The sequence below is a fragment of the Fictibacillus sp. NPDC058756 genome (assembly GCF_042746035.1).
Lineage (GTDB): Bacteria > Bacillota > Bacilli > Bacillales > Fictibacillaceae > Fictibacillus.
On the sequence record NZ_JBHYPU010000001.1, the window covers coordinates 2,161,108 to 2,181,183 of the forward strand.

The 20,076-nt window shown below is 39.2% G+C and carries 26 protein-coding genes; 7 read left to right on the forward strand and 19 right to left on the reverse strand.

The features are described from left to right. Nucleotides 1–70 precede the first annotated feature (70 nt). The 5 genes from ACFW35_RS10805 to ACFW35_RS10825 form a co-directional block, all read right to left on the reverse strand. Nucleotides 71–454: a DUF3397 domain-containing protein gene (locus ACFW35_RS10805; RefSeq protein ID WP_379845650.1), complete on the reverse strand. Its 384-nt coding sequence runs from the start codon at nucleotides 452–454 to the stop codon at nucleotides 71–73. A 4-nt stretch (nucleotides 455–458) separates the two neighbouring features. Beyond that, the gene (locus tag ACFW35_RS10810) at nucleotides 459–1,352 is read right to left on the reverse strand and encodes a 2-dehydropantoate 2-reductase (protein ID WP_379845652.1); all 894 of its coding nucleotides are present in this window, start codon (nucleotides 1,350–1,352) and stop codon (nucleotides 459–461) included. Between the two features lie 308 nt (nucleotides 1,353–1,660). Continuing rightward, nucleotides 1,661–3,202, reverse strand: coding sequence for an acyl-CoA carboxylase subunit beta (locus ACFW35_RS10815; protein ID WP_379845653.1), 1,542 nt, complete (start codon nucleotides 3,200–3,202; stop codon nucleotides 1,661–1,663). 49 nt (nucleotides 3,203–3,251) lie between these two features. After that, nucleotides 3,252–3,464 (reverse strand): acetyl-CoA carboxylase biotin carboxyl carrier protein subunit, encoded by a 213-nt coding sequence (locus tag ACFW35_RS10820; protein ID WP_066289134.1) that lies wholly within the window; start codon nucleotides 3,462–3,464, stop codon nucleotides 3,252–3,254. A gap of 19 nt (nucleotides 3,465–3,483) precedes the next feature. Continuing rightward, nucleotides 3,484–4,827: an acetyl-CoA carboxylase biotin carboxylase subunit gene (locus ACFW35_RS10825; RefSeq protein WP_379845655.1), complete on the reverse strand. Its 1,344-nt coding sequence runs from the start codon at nucleotides 4,825–4,827 to the stop codon at nucleotides 3,484–3,486. Nucleotides 4,828–4,993: 166 nt separating this feature from the next. Between ACFW35_RS10825 and ACFW35_RS10830 the strand changes: the two genes are divergently transcribed. Continuing rightward, nucleotides 4,994–5,473 carry an N-acetyltransferase gene (locus ACFW35_RS10830; RefSeq protein ID WP_379845656.1) on the forward strand — a complete coding sequence of 160 codons (480 nt, stop codon included), beginning with the start codon at nucleotides 4,994–4,996 and terminating at the stop codon, nucleotides 5,471–5,473. 32 nt (nucleotides 5,474–5,505) lie between these two features. Here the strand turns inward: ACFW35_RS10830 and ACFW35_RS10835 are convergent, their stop codons facing one another. From ACFW35_RS10835 to ACFW35_RS10850, 4 genes are all read right to left on the reverse strand, one after another. Continuing rightward, nucleotides 5,506–6,075 carry an RsfA family transcriptional regulator gene (locus tag ACFW35_RS10835; RefSeq protein ID WP_379845658.1) on the reverse strand — a complete coding sequence of 190 codons (570 nt, stop codon included), beginning with the start codon at nucleotides 6,073–6,075 and terminating at the stop codon, nucleotides 5,506–5,508. A 543-nt stretch (nucleotides 6,076–6,618) separates the two neighbouring features. Beyond that, complete coding sequence (locus ACFW35_RS10840; RefSeq protein ID WP_379845659.1) at nucleotides 6,619–7,383, reverse strand: enoyl-CoA hydratase/isomerase family protein; 765 nt, start codon at nucleotides 7,381–7,383, stop codon at nucleotides 6,619–6,621. 79 nt (nucleotides 7,384–7,462) lie between these two features. After that, the gene (gene rpmF, locus ACFW35_RS10845; RefSeq protein ID WP_066240492.1) at nucleotides 7,463–7,636 is read right to left on the reverse strand and encodes a 50S ribosomal protein L32; all 174 of its coding nucleotides are present in this window, start codon (nucleotides 7,634–7,636) and stop codon (nucleotides 7,463–7,465) included. A gap of 51 nt (nucleotides 7,637–7,687) precedes the next feature. After that, entirely contained in the window at nucleotides 7,688–8,206 is a 519-nt protein-coding gene (locus ACFW35_RS10850; protein ID WP_379833669.1) for a YceD family protein, read from the reverse strand. A gap of 151 nt (nucleotides 8,207–8,357) precedes the next feature. Here ACFW35_RS10850 and ACFW35_RS10855 point away from each other — a divergent pair, with 151 nt between their 5' ends. Beyond that, a complete protein-coding gene (locus ACFW35_RS10855; protein WP_379845661.1) occupies nucleotides 8,358–9,563 on the forward strand; it encodes a nucleotidyltransferase in 1,206 nt (401 codons plus the stop codon). A 444-nt stretch (nucleotides 9,564–10,007) separates the two neighbouring features. On the opposite strand, the gene ACFW35_RS10860 is transcribed toward ACFW35_RS10855, so the two are convergent. Together ACFW35_RS10860 and ACFW35_RS10865 are read right to left on the reverse strand one after the other, a co-directional pair. Next, on the reverse strand, nucleotides 10,008–11,051 hold the full coding sequence (locus tag ACFW35_RS10860; protein WP_379845662.1) for a SepM family pheromone-processing serine protease: 1,044 nt from the start codon (nucleotides 11,049–11,051) through the stop codon (nucleotides 10,008–10,010). Beyond that, entirely contained in the window at nucleotides 11,038–11,835 is a 798-nt protein-coding gene (locus ACFW35_RS10865) for a patatin-like phospholipase family protein (protein ID WP_379845664.1), read from the reverse strand. The genes ACFW35_RS10860 and ACFW35_RS10865 overlap by 14 nt, the downstream gene beginning before the upstream one ends. A 130-nt stretch (nucleotides 11,836–11,965) precedes the next feature. Here ACFW35_RS10865 and ylbJ point away from each other — a divergent pair, with 130 nt between their 5' ends. Further along, entirely contained in the window at nucleotides 11,966–13,183 is a 1,218-nt protein-coding gene (gene ylbJ, locus ACFW35_RS10870) for a sporulation integral membrane protein YlbJ (RefSeq protein ID WP_379845666.1), read from the forward strand. Here the strand turns inward: ylbJ and coaD are convergent. Both coaD and rsmD read right to left on the reverse strand, forming a co-directional pair. Next, nucleotides 13,180–13,668, reverse strand: a complete 489-nt coding sequence (coaD, locus tag ACFW35_RS10875) for a pantetheine-phosphate adenylyltransferase (protein ID WP_379845667.1) — start codon at nucleotides 13,666–13,668, stop codon at nucleotides 13,180–13,182. The two genes, ylbJ and coaD, sit on opposite strands and share 4 nt — an antisense overlap. 20 nt (nucleotides 13,669–13,688) lie before the next feature. Next, the gene (rsmD, locus tag ACFW35_RS10880; protein WP_379845669.1) at nucleotides 13,689–14,243 is read right to left on the reverse strand and encodes a 16S rRNA (guanine(966)-N(2))-methyltransferase RsmD; all 555 of its coding nucleotides are present in this window, start codon (nucleotides 14,241–14,243) and stop codon (nucleotides 13,689–13,691) included. A gap of 339 nt (nucleotides 14,244–14,582) precedes the next feature. On the opposite strand from rsmD, the gene ACFW35_RS10885 reads away from it, so the two are divergent. Further along, nucleotides 14,583–14,960 (forward strand): DUF7147 family protein, encoded by a 378-nt coding sequence (locus tag ACFW35_RS10885; protein ID WP_379845671.1) that lies wholly within the window; start codon nucleotides 14,583–14,585, stop codon nucleotides 14,958–14,960. Nucleotides 14,961–15,001: 41 nt separating this feature from the next. Here the strand turns inward: ACFW35_RS10885 and ACFW35_RS10890 are convergent, their stop codons facing one another. Beyond that, complete coding sequence (locus ACFW35_RS10890; protein ID WP_379845673.1) at nucleotides 15,002–15,277, reverse strand: YlbG family protein; 276 nt, start codon at nucleotides 15,275–15,277, stop codon at nucleotides 15,002–15,004. 113 nt (nucleotides 15,278–15,390) lie between these two features. On the opposite strand from ACFW35_RS10890, the gene ACFW35_RS10895 reads away from it, so the two are divergent. Then, the gene (locus ACFW35_RS10895; protein ID WP_379845675.1) at nucleotides 15,391–15,714 is read left to right on the forward strand and encodes a hypothetical protein; all 324 of its coding nucleotides are present in this window, start codon (nucleotides 15,391–15,393) and stop codon (nucleotides 15,712–15,714) included. Nucleotides 15,715–15,717: 3 nt separating this feature from the next. Here the strand turns inward: ACFW35_RS10895 and ACFW35_RS10900 are convergent, their stop codons facing one another. The 4 genes from ACFW35_RS10900 to ylbD form a co-directional block, all read right to left on the reverse strand. Further along, entirely contained in the window at nucleotides 15,718–16,152 is a 435-nt protein-coding gene (locus ACFW35_RS10900; protein ID WP_379845677.1) for a YlbF family regulator, read from the reverse strand. Between the two features lie 327 nt (nucleotides 16,153–16,479). Then, nucleotides 16,480–16,911, reverse strand: a complete 432-nt coding sequence (locus tag ACFW35_RS10905) for a hypothetical protein (RefSeq protein WP_379845679.1) — start codon at nucleotides 16,909–16,911, stop codon at nucleotides 16,480–16,482. A gap of 66 nt (nucleotides 16,912–16,977) precedes the next feature. Further along, nucleotides 16,978–17,265, reverse strand: a complete 288-nt coding sequence (locus ACFW35_RS10910) for a YlbE-like family protein (protein WP_379845681.1) — start codon at nucleotides 17,263–17,265, stop codon at nucleotides 16,978–16,980. A gap of 14 nt (nucleotides 17,266–17,279) precedes the next feature. Beyond that, on the reverse strand, nucleotides 17,280–17,681 hold the full coding sequence (gene ylbD / locus ACFW35_RS10915; protein WP_379845683.1) for a spore coat protein YlbD: 402 nt from the start codon (nucleotides 17,679–17,681) through the stop codon (nucleotides 17,280–17,282). Nucleotides 17,682–18,141: 460 nt separating this feature from the next. Here ylbD and ACFW35_RS10920 point away from each other — a divergent pair, with 460 nt between their 5' ends. Both ACFW35_RS10920 and ACFW35_RS10925 read left to right on the forward strand, forming a co-directional pair. Next, on the forward strand, nucleotides 18,142–18,621 hold the full coding sequence (locus tag ACFW35_RS10920; protein ID WP_379845685.1) for a PaaI family thioesterase: 480 nt from the start codon (nucleotides 18,142–18,144) through the stop codon (nucleotides 18,619–18,621). A gap of 123 nt (nucleotides 18,622–18,744) precedes the next feature. Beyond that, entirely contained in the window at nucleotides 18,745–18,936 is a 192-nt protein-coding gene (locus ACFW35_RS10925) for a hypothetical protein (RefSeq protein WP_379845687.1), read from the forward strand. A 40-nt stretch (nucleotides 18,937–18,976) separates the two neighbouring features. On the opposite strand, the gene ACFW35_RS10930 is transcribed toward ACFW35_RS10925, so the two are convergent. Continuing rightward, nucleotides 18,977–20,008, reverse strand: a complete 1,032-nt coding sequence (locus tag ACFW35_RS10930; RefSeq protein WP_379845689.1) for a CAP domain-containing protein — start codon at nucleotides 20,006–20,008, stop codon at nucleotides 18,977–18,979. Nucleotides 20,009–20,076 lie beyond the last annotated feature (68 nt).

Consider the following 20,076-nt stretch of genomic DNA (forward strand, 5'->3'; position numbering starts at 1 on the left):
CCTTTCTGCATATCAATTACATCCTTAAAGAGTATAGCAAAGAAACAGCTATGGTTATAAAAGATATGCTCTAAGCCTCAAGAATACGTTCGATTATCCCGTATGTCATTAGTGAAAAATAGCCAAAAGTAAGGAGCAAAAACTGCAGCCGCCAGTTCAGCCTGAAGATTTTCCCCATCGACAGGTCCAGATCATTTTTCCAGATCATTACCGTGATCATTACACATCCTGATATAAACAATAAGATTAATACCCAATAATAAGATTGACCCCAAATTTCAACTGTCATTCTTTCAATGGAAAAAAATAAAAAAAAGGTTGTTACATCCGTACTTATTTTAAAAGCTTTTCTTTTCTTCCGGGTTACTTTATAGATGCTCTTTTTAACAACAAAAAAGACAAGATACGGCACCGTTATGAAAGTAGCAATAACCGCACCTAAAACACTAGACAATCACTCATCCTCTCCAATCCAATGCTTTAACAGCTTTAAACACATGCATAGAACTAGGAATCTGTAAGTTGCTTTTTTTTGCACGCTCTATAATTTCACCTGTTATGCTGTCTATTTCAGTTTGCTGTCCGCTTTCGACACTCTTTAGCATAGAAGAACGGTTAAATGAAGTATTTCTGCAAAGGACTAACAATTCCTTCCATAATTCATCTCGTTTATCCGTCATATCCAAAACAAAGATAGTTTCTTCAAAAAGTTCCTTCATGATTGAAAGAGCATATTCATTTTCTATCAATTGACCGTTCGGTATTCTAAGTATTGCAGTTACTGGATTTATGGAGGCATTGATAATTAATTTTTTGTACAGCATTTCTTCCCAATTGCTCTCTGCAGTGACAGGGAAATTTAAACCATGAAGAATTTCAATCCATTCAGATGATGAATCACCTTTAAAAGATGAAACTTTGATTCTTCCTTCTCCCAGGTGATTAACAGAAGACAATCCATCTTTAAGTGCTCCGTGCTCCACAACTCCCACTGAGAGGTTCTTTTGCGGAAGATTTTCTAAAAATTTTATATGGCTCATCCCGTTCTGCAAAAACAAGTACGATACTTCTTGGAAATTTTCATTTTTTATAAAGAATAATTCCGAGATCGAAGTTTGTTTCACAGAAATAATGCAGTACGATTCTTCACCTGAATATTCATTTACGTGGAGTGCTTGAACGTTAACTTTATTTTCTTTGCTTGATTGATTCCTATATGTAATTCCATTTTGGTTTAAAAATTCAGCTTGTGCACTGGTTCGTGTATATATAACAGGTTCATGCCCGTTCAATTTGAGGAAATAAGAGATTAATAAGCCGATTGCTCCTCCGCCGATCACACCGACTTTCATAAAAAGCCTCCTTTTCATCAATTTTCTTAGTATTATTTTACCATATAAAATAAAATACCATAAATTAACACTTCTTGCTATGAAGTTTCTCACTTTAGCCTTATTTATAAAAAATTGTTGCCATTGATATGTTTCTTGAGACCCCGCGGGACAGGTGAGACTCCTGAACGCGCAAAGCGCGAGGAGGTTCACCGCACGCCCCGCGGAAAGCGAGCAACCTGGAGCGGAAATCAACCACTTCCAAGAACATCATAGATTACGAAAACTGCCTTTGAAAAACACCCCTCCTTTAAAAGGAGGGGTGCATTTTATACAGGATATACTGGGTGCTTGCGTTCACTAAAAATCATTTCTTTGTTCTCATAGAAACTAAACCGGTTCTTCAGTTCATCTCTAAGGGATGAAGGGGAAACGATATCATCAATGATCATTTCTGATGCAAGCTTGTAAATATCAATATGCTCTTTATATTCCTGTTGTTTTTGCTGGACGAATTGAATTCGCTCTTTCACATCTTCAATCTCGTTAATTTTATTGGAATAGACAGCATTTACTGCTGCTTCAGGTCCCATGACAGCAATCTGCGCTGTCGGAAGCGCCAAACAACAGTCCGGTTCAAAAGCAGGGCCTGCCATTGCATAAAGACCTGCACCATATGCTTTACGAACGATTACAGAGATTTTAGGAACCGTAACATCGCTCATCGCAGCTATCAGTTTTGCTCCATGTCTGATAATTCCTGCTCTTTCAACTTTTGTCCCAATCATAAAGCCAGGAACATCTGATAAGAAAAGAAGCGGAATTGAGAAAGCATCACAGAGAGTGATAAAACGTGCAGCTTTATCCGCTGAATCTACAAATAATACTCCGCCTTTTACTTTAGGCTGATTTGCAATAATACCAACCGGCTTTCCGTCAATACGTCCAAATCCAGTAACGATTTCTTGCGCGAACAGCTTTTTCATCTCAAAGAAGCTGCCCTCATCAATTAATCCATCGATAAACTCGTACATATCGAAAGGAACGTTTTGATTTTCTGGAACAATCGCCTCGAGCTCTCTCCCTGCTTTTGGAGAAAGAGCTTCAGAAACCGGTGCTTTTTCTTTATAGTTACTAGGGAAGTAAGAAAGATAACGGCGAGCTTCTTCAATTGCTTCTGTCTCATCAGCAGCCAGAACATCACCGCATCCGCTAATTGAACAATGCATTCTTGCTCCGCCCATTTCTTCAAGCGTTACTTTTTCGCCAATAACTTTTTCAGCCATACGCGGACTTCCTAAATACATGGAAGCATTTTGGTCAACCATGATAACAACATCACAGAATGCTGGGATGTATGCTCCGCCCGCAGCAGAAGGACCAAATAAAATACAGATTTGAGGGATCATCCCTGACATCTTCACTTGATTATAAAAGATTTTCCCTGCTCCGCGCCGATTTGGAAACATGTCAATCTGATCTGTTATTCTTGCTCCAGCTGAGTCAACAAGATACAGCATCGGCACTTTAAGTTTTTGAGCCGTTTCTTGAATACGAATAATTTTTTCTACAGTTCGCGCTCCCCACGATCCTGCTTTTACTGTAGAGTCATTTGCCATAACACAAACCGTTTTTCCGCCCATTTTGCCGATCGCAGTAACAACACCATCCGCAGGCAGATCACCTGCTTGGTTGTTGGCAAATTTAGCGTCTTCTACTGTATATTCACCATTATCGAATAATTGTTTTAGACGGTCACGAACGAACATTTTGTTTTGAGCACTGTTTTTTTCATGATACTTTTGTGCTCCTCCAGCTTCAATCTGTTCAATTTTCTCTTTTAGCTGATTTTCTAATTTTGCTACCATCATGTACCTCCTTCAAGAGAGTGAGCGCTCGCTCAGAATGTAAGCATAACTTTTATTTCAACGTAACGAGTACGTCTCCCTCATTTACAAAATCGCCAGATGCAAACTTAATGCTTTCCACTGTTCCTGCATCTGCAGCATCAACAGGAATCTCCATTTTCATAGATTCCAAAATAATAACAGTTTGTCCTGCTGTTACTTCATCACCTTCACTTACTAATACTTGCCATACTGTTCCTGCCATAGATGCTGTAATTTCTTTCATGTTTCTCTCTCCTTTTTGTTTACGGTTTACTTACTGATCTTTTGCTAAGGAAATCTGTTGTGTAGTTCCCTTTTCTAAACCCTTCTTCTTCTAAAAGCTGTTGAAAAAGCGGCACGTTTGTTTTGAGCCCTTTAATCTGAATGCTGTCAAAGAAATGCTTTGCACTATTTAGACATTCAGCACGATTGGAATCGCTTACAATAATCTTCGCAATCATTGGGTCATAAAAAGGTGTAACCTGATTTCCGCTTTCATACCCTGTATCAATTCTCACGTTATCTATTTCTGGCCATACCAATTCTTCTATCTTTCCAGGCGCTGGGAAGAAGGTAACAGGATCCTCAGCATACAGTCTGAATTCCATCGCATGCCCTTTGCTCATGATCTCATTTTGAGCGAGCGGCAAAGCTTCACCTTGTGCGATCTGAATCTGCCATCTTACTAAATCAAGTCCTGTAATGCTTTCTGTTACGGGATGCTCCACTTGAAGACGTGTATTCATTTCCAGGAAGTAAAAATCACCGTTCTCACTCACTACAAATTCCACTGTTCCTGCATTCACATAGTTTACAGCTTTGGCTGCTTCCACCGCAGCTTCTGTAATTTTTGAGCGAAGACTTTCAGTTAAAAAAGGTGAAGGAGATTCTTCTACCACTTTCTGATTTCGACGCTGAATGCTGCAGTCGCGTTCGTACAGGTGAACGATATTTCCATGTGTATCACCCATTACCTGAACTTCAATATGTCTTGCGTTTTCAATGCATTTTTCAATAAACATTCTTCCGGAGCCAAAATAGTTCTTAGCCCGCTGCTGCGAGGATACGAAATGCTTATGAAGATCTTCTTTATTTTCGCATTTTACCATTCCGATTCCGCCGCCGCCGCTGCTTGCTTTTAGCATAACAGGGTAGCCGATCTGCTCAGCAAGTTTAACGCCTTCTTCGACATCCTCGATCGGTTCGATAGTCCCCGGAACGATTGGAACGCCTGCTTGCTGCATAGTTTTGCGAGCCATGATCTTGTCACCCATCCACTCGATCGTTTGAGGTGAGGGACCAATAAATTTAATACCTGCTTCTTCTATTTTTTTAGCAAACTCGTCATTTTCAGATAGAAGGCCATAGCCCGGGTGAATAGCATCCACTTTTTGCTCGATAGCGGCTTTTAAGATGGCATCACTTTGCAAATAAGATTTGGCAACCGGGGATTCCCCAATATGTATTGCCTCATCAGCAGCCTTTACAAAAGGGAGGTCTTTGTCTGCATCAGAATAAACGGCAACTGTTTCAATATTCATTTCTTTACACGTTTGAATAATTCGAAGTGCAATTTCTCCACGATTAGCGATTAAGATTTTTTTCATGTTAATCCTCCTTCCTGTTGTCAACATTACCTTTTTCGACAAAAAGACTCCTTTTCCTTTTTTGAAAATGCAAACTAAACGAATATTTTATTTTTAAAGAATTTTTAGCATAATTAGTATATACTATAAGTATAGAGAAAAGTACAGAATGACTGGGGGAGAGAAGATGTTTCAATATGAAGTTAAGAAATTATTAGTTAACTATAAAACATTGGAAGAGTTTAAACAGTTCAAAGAATATGGTGTACAAGAACTGTCAATGCTCGAGGACCTTCAAGATAATATGATCGAAAACGACAGCGAGTCCCCTTTCTACGGAATTTATTACGGTGATAAGTTAGTCGCACGAATGAGTTTATATCAGATCGAAGCTGCGTATGACCAATATTTTGATCCACCGCAAGACTATTTAGAGTTATGGAAACTGGAAGTGCTTCCGCATTACCAGACAAAAGGACTTGGAAGAGCTCTTGTAGAATTTGCCAAAACGTTTAATTTGCCTATCAAGACTAACGGAAGACAGCAATCAGGCAGCTTTTGGGAGAAGATGGGGTTTGAGGCAGTAACATATAATAAAGACCGCGACCGCGGACAAAATCCTTATGTATGGTATCCAACCGGAGTAAGCGAACAGCGGCTTGCATAAAGTGGAAAAAAGATGGCAGATGCCATCTTTTTTTAATTTCTAACAGGTACTTCTGTAAGTTTTCTAGCTCTTTCCATGATCTGCAGTACTTCTTTATAGTCACGGCAAACAGATTCATATTCTTTATTAACTTTGTCCAGCTTATTTTTTAGAGTGCCGTTTTCTTTTTTCATATGTTGGAGCCGTGAAAGCAGGGCTTTGTTTTCTGCTTCTAAATTTTTTGCGGATGGCCCTTCTGATTGAAGCTGCTGTAAAAATACAATGATTTCATTCAGTGAAAGACTTTTTTCTTCTTCATTTCTGTTAGAGACTTCTGCATTGAAAGAAAATGAATTATCGCAGGATTGTGAAACTAGCTGTTTACCTTTTCTTTTATTGCGTTCTTTGCGAACTTTTTTCGCTTCTGCTATCGCTTTTTCATATTGTTTCCGTATTAGTGAGTTCCACCTAAACCCGCAGGCAGCAGGTGTTCTTGTTAATTTCTCTCCCACTTCTTCAAACGCTACAAGCTGTGTACTGCCTTCACGTATGTGCCTTAGTGTAACTTCTGCAAGAATCGCATCTTCGTCTTTTGTCCAGGCATCCTGGCGCAGATTGGTCATTATGATCCCCCCATTTTAGTGGTTTGTAATATGAATATGCTAGTGCTAGAAAAGATAGACTTTTTATTCTACTAAAATAGGGGAAGTTTATTTTTAAACTGTTTTCGTAAATATTGTAGCTTTTAGAAGTGTTGATTTCCGCTCCAGGATGCTCGCTTTCCACGGGGCGTGCGGTGAGCCCCTTAGGCTCTTCAAGCCTGCCTGGGTCTCACCTGTCCCGCTGATCCCGTAGGAGTCTCGCACCTTCCGCTCCAATCAACTAGTCAAAGAAGCTTATAAAATAATAAATATTTAAAAGCAACAATCTTTTAGAATGGCTCTTTTCTAAAAAATTGTTGCTACAGAGAGATTTTAAGAAATTCTCCATGGAATAGTTAATTGGAGTGTAAGGGCGAGACTCCTGCAGGATGAGTGGGACAGGTGAGACCGTTCAATGACGCGAAGCGGCGAATGGGCTCACCGCACACCCTGCGGAAAGCGAGTCCTGCAGCGGAAATTAGCATCTTTCAAAAGCAACAAAGTTTGCGAAAACAGCCTTTAGAATTAAGCCTTTTTTAAAAATGCCTCTACTCTTTTATGATGGTCATCAGAAGCCCAGAGTTTTGCACATCTTCTTATTTCATGCTGAACATTTTGCTTAATTTTCTGCTGATCAAACCTATTGAGCTGCAGTGTCTTATATGAAGTGATGACACCAAGAGGCTGAGCTGTGTATCTCTCTAAATAACGTTCAGTTTCCTTTTTACTGCTTCCTTTAATTACATATTGTATAAATCCGAAGTCCTTTCCTTGCTTAGCTGTAACTGGAGAGGAACTATAGAGAAGATCCATTGCTTCCGTCTGCCCGATACGCTCTAAAAGATAGCTGCCTCCACCCCAGCCAGTTGTGATTCCAAGCTTGCCCTGTATAAAACCAACTTTTGCTTCAGCCCGTGCAAGCCTTATATCACAAGCAGCAGCGATCTCACAGCCTCCACCAACCGCTGAACCATTTATTAATGCTGCAGTTGGTTTCGGAAAGAAAAATAATTCATCCAGCACATCCCCCATTTTGGAGAGCATACCAAATGCTTCTTCTTCTGTTTTTAATGAGTGAAAAGCACTTAAATCCCCGCCAGAACAGAAGGCTTTAGTTCCTGCTCCCGTAATAATCAGCACTTTTACATCATCATCCATTTTTGCTGTATTCAAAAGTGACGATAATTTTTCCATCACCTCAAAATTAATTGCATTTCTTACAGAAGGACGGTTTAGCGTTACCCATCCGATATTATTTTCTTTATGCCAAAGTACAGGCTGCTCACTCAATCCTTACACCTCCAATAAAAGAAAGCGCTTCTTTTTATGTATATGAAAAAACAGGAAGCATAAGGCTTCCTGTTTTTCATTACTTGCTAACTACTTCTTTTCCTTTGTAAGAGCCACACTCACGACAAACACGGTGAGATAACTTGTATTCTCCGCACTGTGGACACTTTACCATACCAGGCATGGAAAGCTTATAGTGTGTACGACGCTTCGCTTGGCGAGTTTGTGATGTTCTGCGAAAAGGTACTGCCATTTTGTATCCACCTCCTTAAAGGTCTTGAAAGAATCATTATAACCTATTCTTTCATTCATTGTCTTTGTCAAAAAATTTAGCCAGACCAGCCAATCTCGGGTCAACCCTGTTTTGACGGTCTTCATCCGTTATCCTTTGCCATCCTTTTCCCTCTTTGGGAGCAGGACCATCTGTGACATCACCAGCCGTTATTTTCAGCGGCTTCTCAAGCAAAATATGCTCTTCGATGACAGGGAGAAGATCAACGTAATGTCCTTCGACTTTATGAAGGCTTTCTTCATCTTCAAATTCCGTATAGTTCGGGTCGAAAATGAAAATTTCCGTCGTTTTTACCGAAAATGGAAATTCCACATCCACCAATGTGCTTGCACAAGGCAGCACCATTTTTCCTTTTATGGTCAAATAAAAAGTGGCTTTTTGTTGAGTAACATCTGCATGTCCTTCTACGTAAACAGGATCAATGCTTCTGATCTCCGGGTCTTTTTCCATCACACCGCTCACATCAACATTTTGTTCAAACGTTAACGGTTTACGGTAAAAATTCTTTAATTCCTGTAGTGACCATTTCATGTCGTTATCACCTCAAGGCAACAGTAGTAATTATATCGGTCAAAATATAAAATGTCAATATTATATCTTTACAGTGATGCTTTTGATTTTAAACTGTTTTTAGTACAATGTAAACGTAAAAGATTTAAGGTCTGTCAAGGGAGTGGAAATTTTGAGAGCTACCGGTGTTGTTGTAGAATATAACCCTTTTCACAATGGTCATTATTATCATTTGCAGGAATCCAGGATTGTAACACAAGCTGACTGTATTATCGCTGTTATGAGCGGAAACTTTCTTCAGCGAGGGGAACCTGCTCTGCTTTCTAAATGGAAAAGAACGAAAATGGCTCTACTAGGCGGCGCTGACCTTGTGATTGAACTTCCTTACGCTTATGCCACAAGCCACGCACCCCGTTTTGCTTTTGGGAGCATCTATTTGCTTCAGGCAGCAGGTGCTTATTCCTTCTGCTTTGGAAGCGAATCTGGTGATGTATCGGTTTTTCATGAAACGCTTGATTTAGTAAGTTCCCAAGACCATGTCTACCAATCACATGTATGTGAATTTATGTCACAAGGGTTCTCCTATCCTTCAGCTGCTGCCAAGGCTTATGAACAGCTTAATATGCCACTGACACTTGATCTAAGCAAGCCAAATAATATTTTAGGGTTTGAATACATACGTGCAAGCCGGGAACTCGGTTCAGCTATAAAGCCACTGACAATAAAACGAAAAAATGCGGATTATCATGATGTAGTTCTTGGAAAAGGAGACATTGCAAGTGCAACTGCTATCCGGGAAGCTGTATTCTCTCACGATATTGAAAAAGCAGTTAACTATATACCGTCTTTCACTTTTGACATATTAAAAGAAGAAAAAAAATATAAGGGTGCTTTAATGAACTGGGAACGTTTTTACCCGCTGCTTCGTTATCAACTATTATCTTCAAGTCCTTCTGATTTAAACAGGTTTTATGAAGTGGAAGAAGGATTAGAAAATAGAATGATCGATGCAATGAAGGACTCTGACAGCTTTCATTCGTTTATGACCCGTTTAAAAACGAAGCGATATACATGGACAAGACTTCAGCGAGCATGTCTTCACGTGCTGAACAAAATTCATAAAGAGGATATGCACCGTATATTAGAGTCTCCTCCAGCCTATCTGCGTGTTTTAGGAATGACAGAAACAGGACGCGAATATCTGAGTACTGTTAAAAAATCATTAGAACTACCTTTGGTGACGACTGTCTCAAAACATGAATTTGAAGGTTTGAAGATGGAGGCGAAAACGTCCCTTGTATATGCGCAAGGGGCATCATTAAACAGGCTAGATGCCGAGAAGGAAGAGTATAATACTCCGCCGGTGATGTTGAAGTAAGAGCGCTCATAAATTTCGTATGGCGCTCGTTTCAGCAAGGATAAATCCTGCTAAACGAGCTACTCATTCTTTTCTTAAATGCCGCAAATACATAAAGAAAAAGGATGCAGGTCCCATTAAAACAGACCTTGCATCCTTTCTTTGTTAATTAAGACTCTTTTCTAGTAGATTGTTGCTTTTGAGTCTTTAGTTACCTCTCTTCATTGACAAGTTAATTGGAGCGGAAGGTGCGAGACTCCTGCGGGATCAGCGTGCCAGCTACCTGAATATTCTTCTCGCAAGGCATGCGACGAGGAAGCTCGCTTCGGCGGATTTTCTTGTAGACGCAGGAGCAGCACTTCATATTTTTCACTTAGGCTCACCGCACGCCCCGCGGAAAGCGAGCATCCTGCAGCGGAAATTAACCACTTAAAAGAGCAATAAAGATTGCGAAAACAGCCTTAATTAAAGCTTCTCCAAATACTCCAAAGCATCATCTAAAGTCTTTACCGGCACGATTTTCATCTTCGAACCGATGTCTTTTTGTACTTTAACAGCATCACGATAGTTGTTGCCTTCAACTGGCGCAAAGAATATTTCTGCTCCTGCATCATCAGCAGCTACTATCTTCTGCTGAATCCCTCCGATTGGACCTACGTTTTTCTGAAGATCCATCGTGCCTGTTCCAGCAATTTTTTTGCCGTGTGTTAAATCTTCTTTATTAAGCTGATCTAAGATTTCAAGAGTAAACATAAGACCTGCAGACGGTCCTCCGATTTGAGAAGTGTCAATCTTAACTTTAGGATTCGTTACAATAGAAACATCTGCTACAGGTGAAGTGATTCCAAGTCCTGCTTTTGGACCTTCATCTTGCACATACTTTTTTGGAAACTCTTCAATGTTTAAAGCAACGTTCATCTTTTTGTCACCGCGTAAAATAGTCAGGTCTACCTTATCCCCTGCTTTTTTCGGACTTAGCACTTCTAAAAGTTTTTTAGTTTCCATAACAGGTTTATGGTCAACTGCTATAATCTTATCTCCAACTTTTAATTTTTTTTCTGCAGGCATGCCAGACATGATTCCAGTCACATACACACCGTGATATTCTATATCGACTTTCTTTCCTGCTTCTTGATATGCAACGATTGTTGCCGCATGCTGAGAATCTTCCATCATTTGCAGCTGCCGCTGGTTATATTCCTCATCTGTTTCATCTTCGCTTCTGATTTGATCTGCAGGTATTACTTCTCGATAATCGCTGAATTTTGCCCATATGTACTGTGGTATATTTGCTGTTCCGATTGATACGGTTGTAAGCATAAAGACCCCTTCATCTTCATCACCATCTTCTACATGGATTATCGGATCCAGCTCCCTTGCATCTCCAGGAGAAGTAATGTAGTAAGGAAGGGGATAAAAAGCGATGAATGCAAATGCGATTAAAAACAAGATTACAAATTTATTTTGCGAGAAAAAATTTTTCTTTTTCTCATCTCTATTGATGGTCATTCGATGACTCCTTCCACGTCTTAATCATATCCAATATTTTTGGAACCTGCTTTCTGCCAGCTTCCTCTCCTATAGCAATGATGTCATTAACATCTTTAAACGCTGTAGAGCTAAATTGCTCAACCATTGGACGAATCATAATATCGGCAGATACTTCATGCCACCTGACCATTTCACGCTGCATGATATCTATGCTTTGAATAATCACATCAAAAATAGAAGATACCTCATGCTCGGCTTTAAAATGAGATATATCCACCGCAATTACTAAATCTGCGCCCATCTCTCGAACTACAGATACGGGTACACGGTCAATTACACCGCCATCCACTAACAGCTTGCCATCTATCTTTTCAGGAACCATAATTCCAGGAATAGATATGCTCGCTCTTACTGCGTCAGCTATCGGACCTGTTCTGAACACTACTTTTTCACCATGCAGCAAGTCAGTTGCAACGATCGCCAAAGGAATTTCCGTTTGTTCGATATGCTTTTGTTTTGTAAGAAGTTTTATTAATTCTTTTATTTTTTTGCCTGTAATAAAGCCCATTTTAGGAACAGTATAGTCCATATAATATTTCCGTTTAAAAAGATTTGCCATTTTATATAGGTTTTCATCACTTTGTCCGATGCAAACCATTGCACCGACAAGTGATCCCATACTGCTTCCAGCTACCATATCAATTGGAATTCCGGCTTCTCTTAACGCTTTTACCACTCCAAGATGCGCAAAGCCTCTAGCACCGCCAGATCCTAGAGCAAGTCCGATTTTGGGTTCAGTCATCCTTTGCTCCTCCTTTGGAAGCATCGTCTTTTTTTAACATATGGTCTAAAGAGATTCGCTATACGTATAAATAAGGATGAGGACAAGTAAGCATTGCGTAATTTTTTTGGTGAGAGGAGCACTCCCCTTTATGAATAAAGCACATTTAAAATCATTTTTACTGGCTGCTTCGGCAATCATTATTGCTTTCTCCATTATTATATACCCAAAAGATACCTTTATAGCATCCGTAACCGGACTCAAAATGTGGTGGGATGTTGTCTTTCCTTCTCTTATGCCTTTTTTTATTTTATCAGAGGTCTTGATGGGTTTTGGTGTCGTACATCTTATTGGGGTCCTATTTGAACCCATGATGCGGCCGCTCTTTCGTGTGCCTGGATCTGGAGGATTCGTTTGGGCGATGGGAATCTCGTCCGGCTTTCCAGCAGGAGCGAAATTAACAGCCCGTCTTTGGCATCAAAAACAAATTACTACCATTGAAGCAGAACGCCTCGTTTCTTTTACAAACTGTTCTAACCCTCTCTTTATGTTCAGCGCGATCGCTGTTGGCTTTTTCCATAATGCTGCCCTTGGTATCGTTCTTGCCGTCAGTCATTATTTAGGAAATTTCGTTGTCGGCTTAATCATGAGATTTCATGGCTGGAAAAAAGACGAAAGTAATCAAAATGATATTTATCGCGGGAAAGGACTCAAAAATGCTTTTAAACACATGCATGAGGCAAGGCTGGCTGATAACCGCCCTATTGGTCAGCTGCTTGGTGATGCCGTTCAGCAGTCCACTAAAACCCTTTTAATGATAGGCGGTTTTATCATTCTGTTTTCGGTATTAAGCCGAATGATGGATCTGCTGCATGTTGCAGATCTTTTATCAAAACTCATGAGCTATATCTTCCTTCTGTTTTCACTTTCGGAAACATTAAGTCTTCCATTAATAAAAGGAATTTTTGAAATTACGCTTGGCAGCAATTTAACAAGTCTTGCTCAATCCTCTGTTTTACAGCAGGCAGTGATTACAAGTTTCATTCTGGCGTTTAGCGGTTTTTCTGTACAGGCACAAGTAGCCAGTATTCTTGCAGATACTGATATAAAGTTTAAACCATTCTTTATTGCCAGAATCATGCATGGATTTTTGTCTGCCATTATTTGTGTTTTAGTATTCCCTTATTTGTACCACGTTAAAAGCGGAGCTGCTCCAGCATTTTCCTTCATTACCGATAAAAGTGCGGATTTTGGAAATTACGGTATGGCAGCGCTGGCACATAGCCACTATGTTACCCTTGGATTTTTATTGCTTTCCATATTTATTTGGCATCGAAAACTCATTAAGAAAAACAGCCTCCGTTACTAACGGGGGCTGTTATATTTTTCTTTAAGAGCTTCTTCTACGACTTCTGGAACCAAATCTGATACGTTAGCATGATATTTTGCAGCTTCTTTTACAATGCTTGAACTTAAGAATGAAAATTGGTTATTGGTCATCATGAAGAATGTTTCGACCTCATCGTCCAATTTTTTATTGATAGATGCTATTTTCATTTCGTATTCAAAATCCGAAACGGCTCTAAGTCCTCTTAAGATAACATTCGCACCGATACTTTTCACATAATCGATCAGAAGGCCATTGAAAGAATCTACTTTTACATTAGGGAACTTTTGTGTAACTTCTTTTAATAAAGCGATTCTTTCATCTACTGTAAACAAAGGGTCTTTGCTCTGGTTATTGGCTACTACTACAATTACTTCGTCGAATACTTTTGCTCCGCGTTTAATAATGTCCAGATGACCTCTTGTAACAGGATCAAAGCTTCCAGGACAAACAGCAGTCGTTGGCATAATCTTCACCTCTTATTTTCTTAAATGCGTCTAAAAATAGAAATCGTCGTCGTTTTCCCGTAGGTTTCCTGTCTTATGCGCTGAAAGTTGCCAACCTGCTCAGGCAGTGAAATGTCTGCCCCATGTTCCGTTACAATGCTTCCATCATCTGCAAGCAGTTCGAGCTTATCAATCTCTTCCATATCTTTAATAAGCATCTGTTTTGCATAAGGAGGATCGATAAATATCATATCAAATCGAACTTCTCTTTTATGAAGCGCTTTCAACGCGCGTTTTGCATCATTTCTAAAAACTTCAGTTTTTTCTTCATAGTTGCATTGTTTTATATTTTCTTTAATCGTATGTATAGCTCTTTGGTCTTTATCAATGAATATAAAATGATTCATACCGCGGCTTAATGCTTCGAGTCCAAGACCTCCGCTTCCGCCATAAAGATCAAGACCTGTTCCCCCCTCAAAAAAAGGACCGATCATGTTAAAAATGGATTCCTTAATCTTATCAGTGGTAGGTCTCGTATTTGTTCCCGGTACAGCTTTAAGTGGTCTTCCTTTACATTCTCCAGCTATTACTCTCACGTTTTTCACCTGATTCTTTTATCCTTTTTTCCATTACCTATCCTATCACAAGTAAACACGTAATCAAACAATCAAATCTTTTACTAATAAGTATAGAGCAAAATAAAAGAGGTCATACTACATATAACAACATCACGAACGATGTTGTTGCCAACCGCGGAGAAGACTTACTCCCCATAAGTTCTTCATCCGGTTTCTCCTCTCCCATCGCCTTTGAACAGAAGTGATTTTGTTTTAAAGGCAACCTGCAGCAAATGCTGCAGGTTTTTTTCATGCATAAATCCCTTTATAACGGCTTTTTGTTATGCTACATTGAGGAAGGAGAAAGGAGCATTCTATATGATTCAACGATTTATTGAGCTTGGTGAAGGGTATTCTGATTTATATGAGCTTTTTGAAATTATGGAAACCAATCAAAATAGAGTTTCACAGCTTTTGTGTTTGAGGGTAAAAAAAGAAGACAAAGAATATGCATCAGTTGTAGTAGTTCTTAATCCTGCATCAGAGGGCAAATTCCAGCCTTTATACATATGCCGCGAAGGAATACCTTTTCCTTCGAAACGCTACAGCCTGTTTGAAGCAAAAGCTGCTGAGATCAATAAGGAAATTATTTCTTTTGACGTAAAACCATCAACAGATTTTGCTGAAACTGAACTCTATTTCCATTACCTGACCGGCATCTTAAGACTTAACTATTTAATCCCGCCATTAACCTAAAAAAAACAGGCAGCAGCTTTTACGCTTTGCTTGCCTGTTTTTTAAATACCCATTTTATAATCATATTCTTTTGCTTTATCAGCAATTTTACTTTCATATTCGGTTTTGATTTCCTGTTTGTGCGATTTCTTTACTTCTTTTACAAAGTGCAGTGATTCAAGCTTTGCTGCAATCTCGTCTGCTTTGTTTCCATCACAATATAACACAGCATATTTAAGTCTTCTGGAAACGTAATGAACATTTCCGTAGCGCCGCAGCTGCTTAGAGAATTTTAAGGAATGTAGAAAGACAGAAAATCCACGACGGTTACCAATCATAACATAAGCCCCTTTAATTAAAAATTTTCATACCTCTATAATTACACAAACATTGTAACGCTGCGATACTATATTTTACCCAGAATACTTGTTAGATAAGGATGTGATGATGTATGGACTTAAATATCATATGGGAAGATTTTTTAAATCGTACCAAACCAGATCCTGAAGTAATCACTATCGAAAAAAAAATAATGGCAGGTATCCCTTTTGTATATGTAACAGTTGTTCCAAACACATCACTTGAAGCCACAACAGACATTTTGAAAAAACATGCGGTAAAATCCATGAAAGGAAAACGTCTGACATTGGAACTGAATTTTGTCAGATCAGAAGAAAACCTTTATGTTTTCCGTATGCGTTTCCTGGTCCCGCAGGAAAAAATGTTCTGCTGCGGCAACTTATGTTTTGATTGTATCAGACTAAGGAATCCTTAGATTCTATGCACACCCGCAAGATCCCCCAGATCCACAGCCTCCGCTGCAAGAACTCTCATCAAAAAACGGATTGCCTGTGGGTACTTTAATCTGCTCCGAAACACTGTGGGCTATGATTCTGCTGCACTCAATAAGAAGCTTTTCAAGCTCTTTTTCAGCCTTCTTAAAGTTTGCTATGTTCTCATGAAAATCAAGTTCCCTTTTAAGAGTACGCACTTGTGAAGAAACTGTATGAAAGTCAGGATGATATTTACCAAACCTTTGCACTTCTTCATACTTCTCTTTCATATCTGCAAAGCGTGAAATCATCTCCTGAGCCTGGTTATCTTGTTCCAAAATATATTTGGATTTTTTATATTCTAATGCAATGCTGGAACTTGAAACCATTTCTGCTAATGTTAAAGACTCTTCCAGCAATACAACTTGATCTAAACTCATACAACACACCTCCTTTTAGGTATGAGGTTTCCTTTATATTATAGCGGATAATGATTCTAGTTAAAAGCATAGCAGCCTATTAGCAGTAAATAAAAGGCTGTTCTTTTCTAAAAAGATTTTTGCTTTTGAGTATTTTGTTACCTCTCTTCATTGACAAGTTGATTGGAGCGTAAGGTGCGAGACTCCTGCGGGAGCAGCGGGACAGGTGAGACCCCGCAGGCGCTATACGCCGAGGAGGCTCACCGCACGCCCCGCGGAAAGCGAGCATCCTGGAGCGGAAATCAACTACTTACAAGATCAAATAAAAAAACCCTTCGGTTAGAAGAGTCAGCGAATATGAACATATATATTTTTCTTAATCCCGTAATCTGATCCGTCTTTTTTCTTAAGTTGAAGTGTAATCTTATGTTTTCCCTGGCTCATGTTTTTCAATATAAAGATAGATTTATTTGCATTCATTGTCCATTTCCCATTTATAAAAACAGCTATATACCCATCTAATCGATTCATACCTTCTGGAGCATTACCTTGAAAAGAAAATCTAGGGATAATGTTTTCTACATAGATGCGCTGTTTTTTTACACGGTAGTTTATGGCCCAGTCTTTTTCCATTAACGGATATACACTTGATGCCTCAATAGCTTGAATATTACCGGACTCATTTTGCTTTGCAGAATCAGTATAGTTAAATCCAAATATAACCAGAGAAACAATAAATATGAAACCGGTGGCTAGTAACAATGCCTTCTTTTTATTCATAAAAAAACCACTCCTTATAGGAATAGTTTTTTCCAAATTTTATTATATTATCCGCTTGATGTTTAATTAAGCATCAGGTATCGGAGGATTAAATTCATCTGGAGGCATTGAATCATTTGATGTCTCCCCCATAACAGAGATTAATTCCATTAATAGTCCAAAGTTTTGAAGCTGCTGGTGAAACCGGTCTACTCTCTGGCCAAATGTACGGCCGTAAAATACTTTTGCGCTTTCTTCAAGTTCTGCCACTGAAAAAGGATTGCGGCTTAACATTCTATACCATTCAGGCTTTTCTCTTATATAGTACTTGAGGTCAGGTCTTGTATTTAAGTAATCCTGGATTTCTCTCCGCACACCACACACATCCTTTAATCTTTGTAAGAAGGATAATCATTCATTTTATTTTCCGGCAGCTGGCTTGGTCTGTCAGACTGATTATTAAATTGCTGTAAAAGTTCTTGAACTGCATCCATTAAACTGCCAAATTGGGATAAGTATTTCTGAACATCGTTGATCTGGAGTTTGCTCAGTCCAGCGACAATATCTCCGATTGTCAGCTCTGCTTTCATATTTTGTGCAGATGAAGACCGTTTATCTTTCTGCTTTTTTTTCTCCTTGGAATATTGATTCCAGCTTTCATGCTCTTCTCCTAACACAATCCAATCCTGGTAAACTTCTTTCCAAGGCCGTTTATTCTTCTTTACTTCTTTTATTAATTCAGGATGTTTGTGCACAAATTCCTTAAAGCTTTCGATATCAGTCTTTACCACAGAATCCACCCCCAGCCGTCCACTGACGAATCATGTTTTACTACATGATACATAAATGCCCAGTAATTGGTGCGCCCATTTTTCGTAAAATTTTTAAGTTGATTCTGTTTACTTTATTCCACGGTGCCTAAAAAGGTACAATATAAATAAAAGGCTGTTTTCGTAATCTTTGTTGCTTATGTAAGTGGTTGACGTCCGCTTCAGGATGCTCGCTTTCCGCGGGGCGTGCGGTGAGCCTCCTCGCGCTTTGCGCCGTTAGGAGTCTCACCTGTCCCGCTAATCCCGCAGGACAAGGAAGGCTTCGGCAGCGTTACATCGCACGAAGAAAATGTGATTTTCATTTTCGAGGAGTCTCGCACCTTTCGCTCCAATCAACTGCCAATGAAGAGAATGAAAAAATGACCCGAAAGCAACAAGCTTTTAGAAAACAGCCAAATAAAAAGATTGAGGGAATGCATCTGTGGATATTAAAGACGAATTGAACCGTTTTATCGATGAAAGCAGCGATCAAGAAAAAGTGGCTATGAAAATATTTTTAAACAGCCTGAAGGCTAAACGGGAAAATACAAACCTTACTCATATCGCTTCCTTATTGCAATTAAAAACTACCCTTATAGATGAGAAAACTCTAGAAATGGAAATGCCAAATTCACCTCTGCTTGATAACTCCATTGGAATTGTTCACGGAGGACTTACTGCAACACTTCTTGATACCGCATTGGGTACTTTGGCAAGCCATGTCCCTGGAAATAAAAAGGGAGCAGTGACTGTTGAGTTAAAAGTAGATTTCCTAACACCAGGTATTGGTGAAAAATTCATTTGCAGAGCTGAAGTGGTTCATAATGGCCGTCAATTAGTGCGAATGGAAGGGAAAGTTAGAAATGAAAAAGGAAATCTAATTGCCTCAGCTACCGGAACATTCTTTAAGCTTCCAGAATGAAAGCTAATAAGACTGTTTTCGCAAACTTTGTTGTTTTTGAGTGTAGTTGATTTCCGTTCCAGGCGGCTCGCTTTCCGCGGGGCATGCGGTGAGCCTCCTTGTGCCTTTAGGAGTCTCACCTTCATGGATGTATATGTGCTCCTGCGTATGCTAGCAAAACAGCATCGAAGCATGTTCCTCGTCACATGCCCTTGCTGGAAGTATATTCAGGTGGCTGGCACGCAGGAGTCTCGCATCCTGCACTCCAATCAACTTATCAATGAAGTGAAAGAAAAAATAATCGTAAACAACAATATTTTAGAAAAGACCCTTTAATAACAAAAGAAGAGCTGACTCATCAAGTCAGCTCTTTGCTTTATTCAGCAGGAATAAGAAAGTTTTGTGTATAGTACTTCTTATAAGCACCTACCCCTAAATGGGTATATTCATCGTTTAACATTGTATTTCGATGCCCCTCACTGTTCATCCAGCCCTCAACTGCTGCGATTCCATCAGTATAGTTTGCAGCAATGTTTTCACCCGCTTGCATAAATTTTACATTTCCTTCTTGCAGCCGGTCAGAAAGAGTTCTTCCGTCTTTGCTCTCATGTGAAAAATATTGCTGGTCCAGCATGTCCTTAGAATGTAAGAAAGAAACGTCCGATGTACTTTCATCCCATTGCAGTGGGTTCTTACTGTACTTTAATCTGATAATATTCGTCAGTTCAAAAATTTGCTGTTCCTCAGATTGATCAATTTTATTTTGTTTTTCTTCTGATATTTCTTCAGTTTCTGGAAGGTCTCCCCTGTAAACAATAGAATAAGGTCTTTGTTTTAATAAAATATCTGAAGTGGTGTATCTAACACTCGATAATTTATTTGTAAATTTATCGAAGTACAATTGTACCCACATATCTTTTCCAACATTAATAAGCGGCCTGAGCATTACTTCCTGTTCGGAAAGTTCAAATCTGAAAAAATCCTCGCCATCGTTAATCGTAACATCACTTTCAATAGGATATTGCTGAATGATGCTGTTTGAAGAATCGCCAATCGTAAAAGGTTTCGTATTCAACTCAGAACCGATCGCAAAAATGGTAACTACTTTACCATTTTGAACGCCAGCCTGCATGTATCCTTTAGGACTTCTGCTGCCGTAAATCAGCCATTCATATTCATATGCTGATGGATCAATTCTCTCGGGTTCTCCCCACTGCTTTTTAAAAGTATCTATATCTTTGCCAAGCCAATAAGATAAAGCGCCTTCTGGAATTTTTAATGGTTCTTCTATGTACTTTAATTTTGTTTCAGATGGTTCTTTTTCCAATGGAAATTCTGGCAGTACATCATAAAAAAACAAACCAATCAAGATCACTACTGATAGAAAAAAAGTAACCAATCCACGCATAATGGTTCCCCCTGTGTCTTTCATCTCCCTATAGTTTAGCATATAGAGCGATTTACAGGGTTAATAAA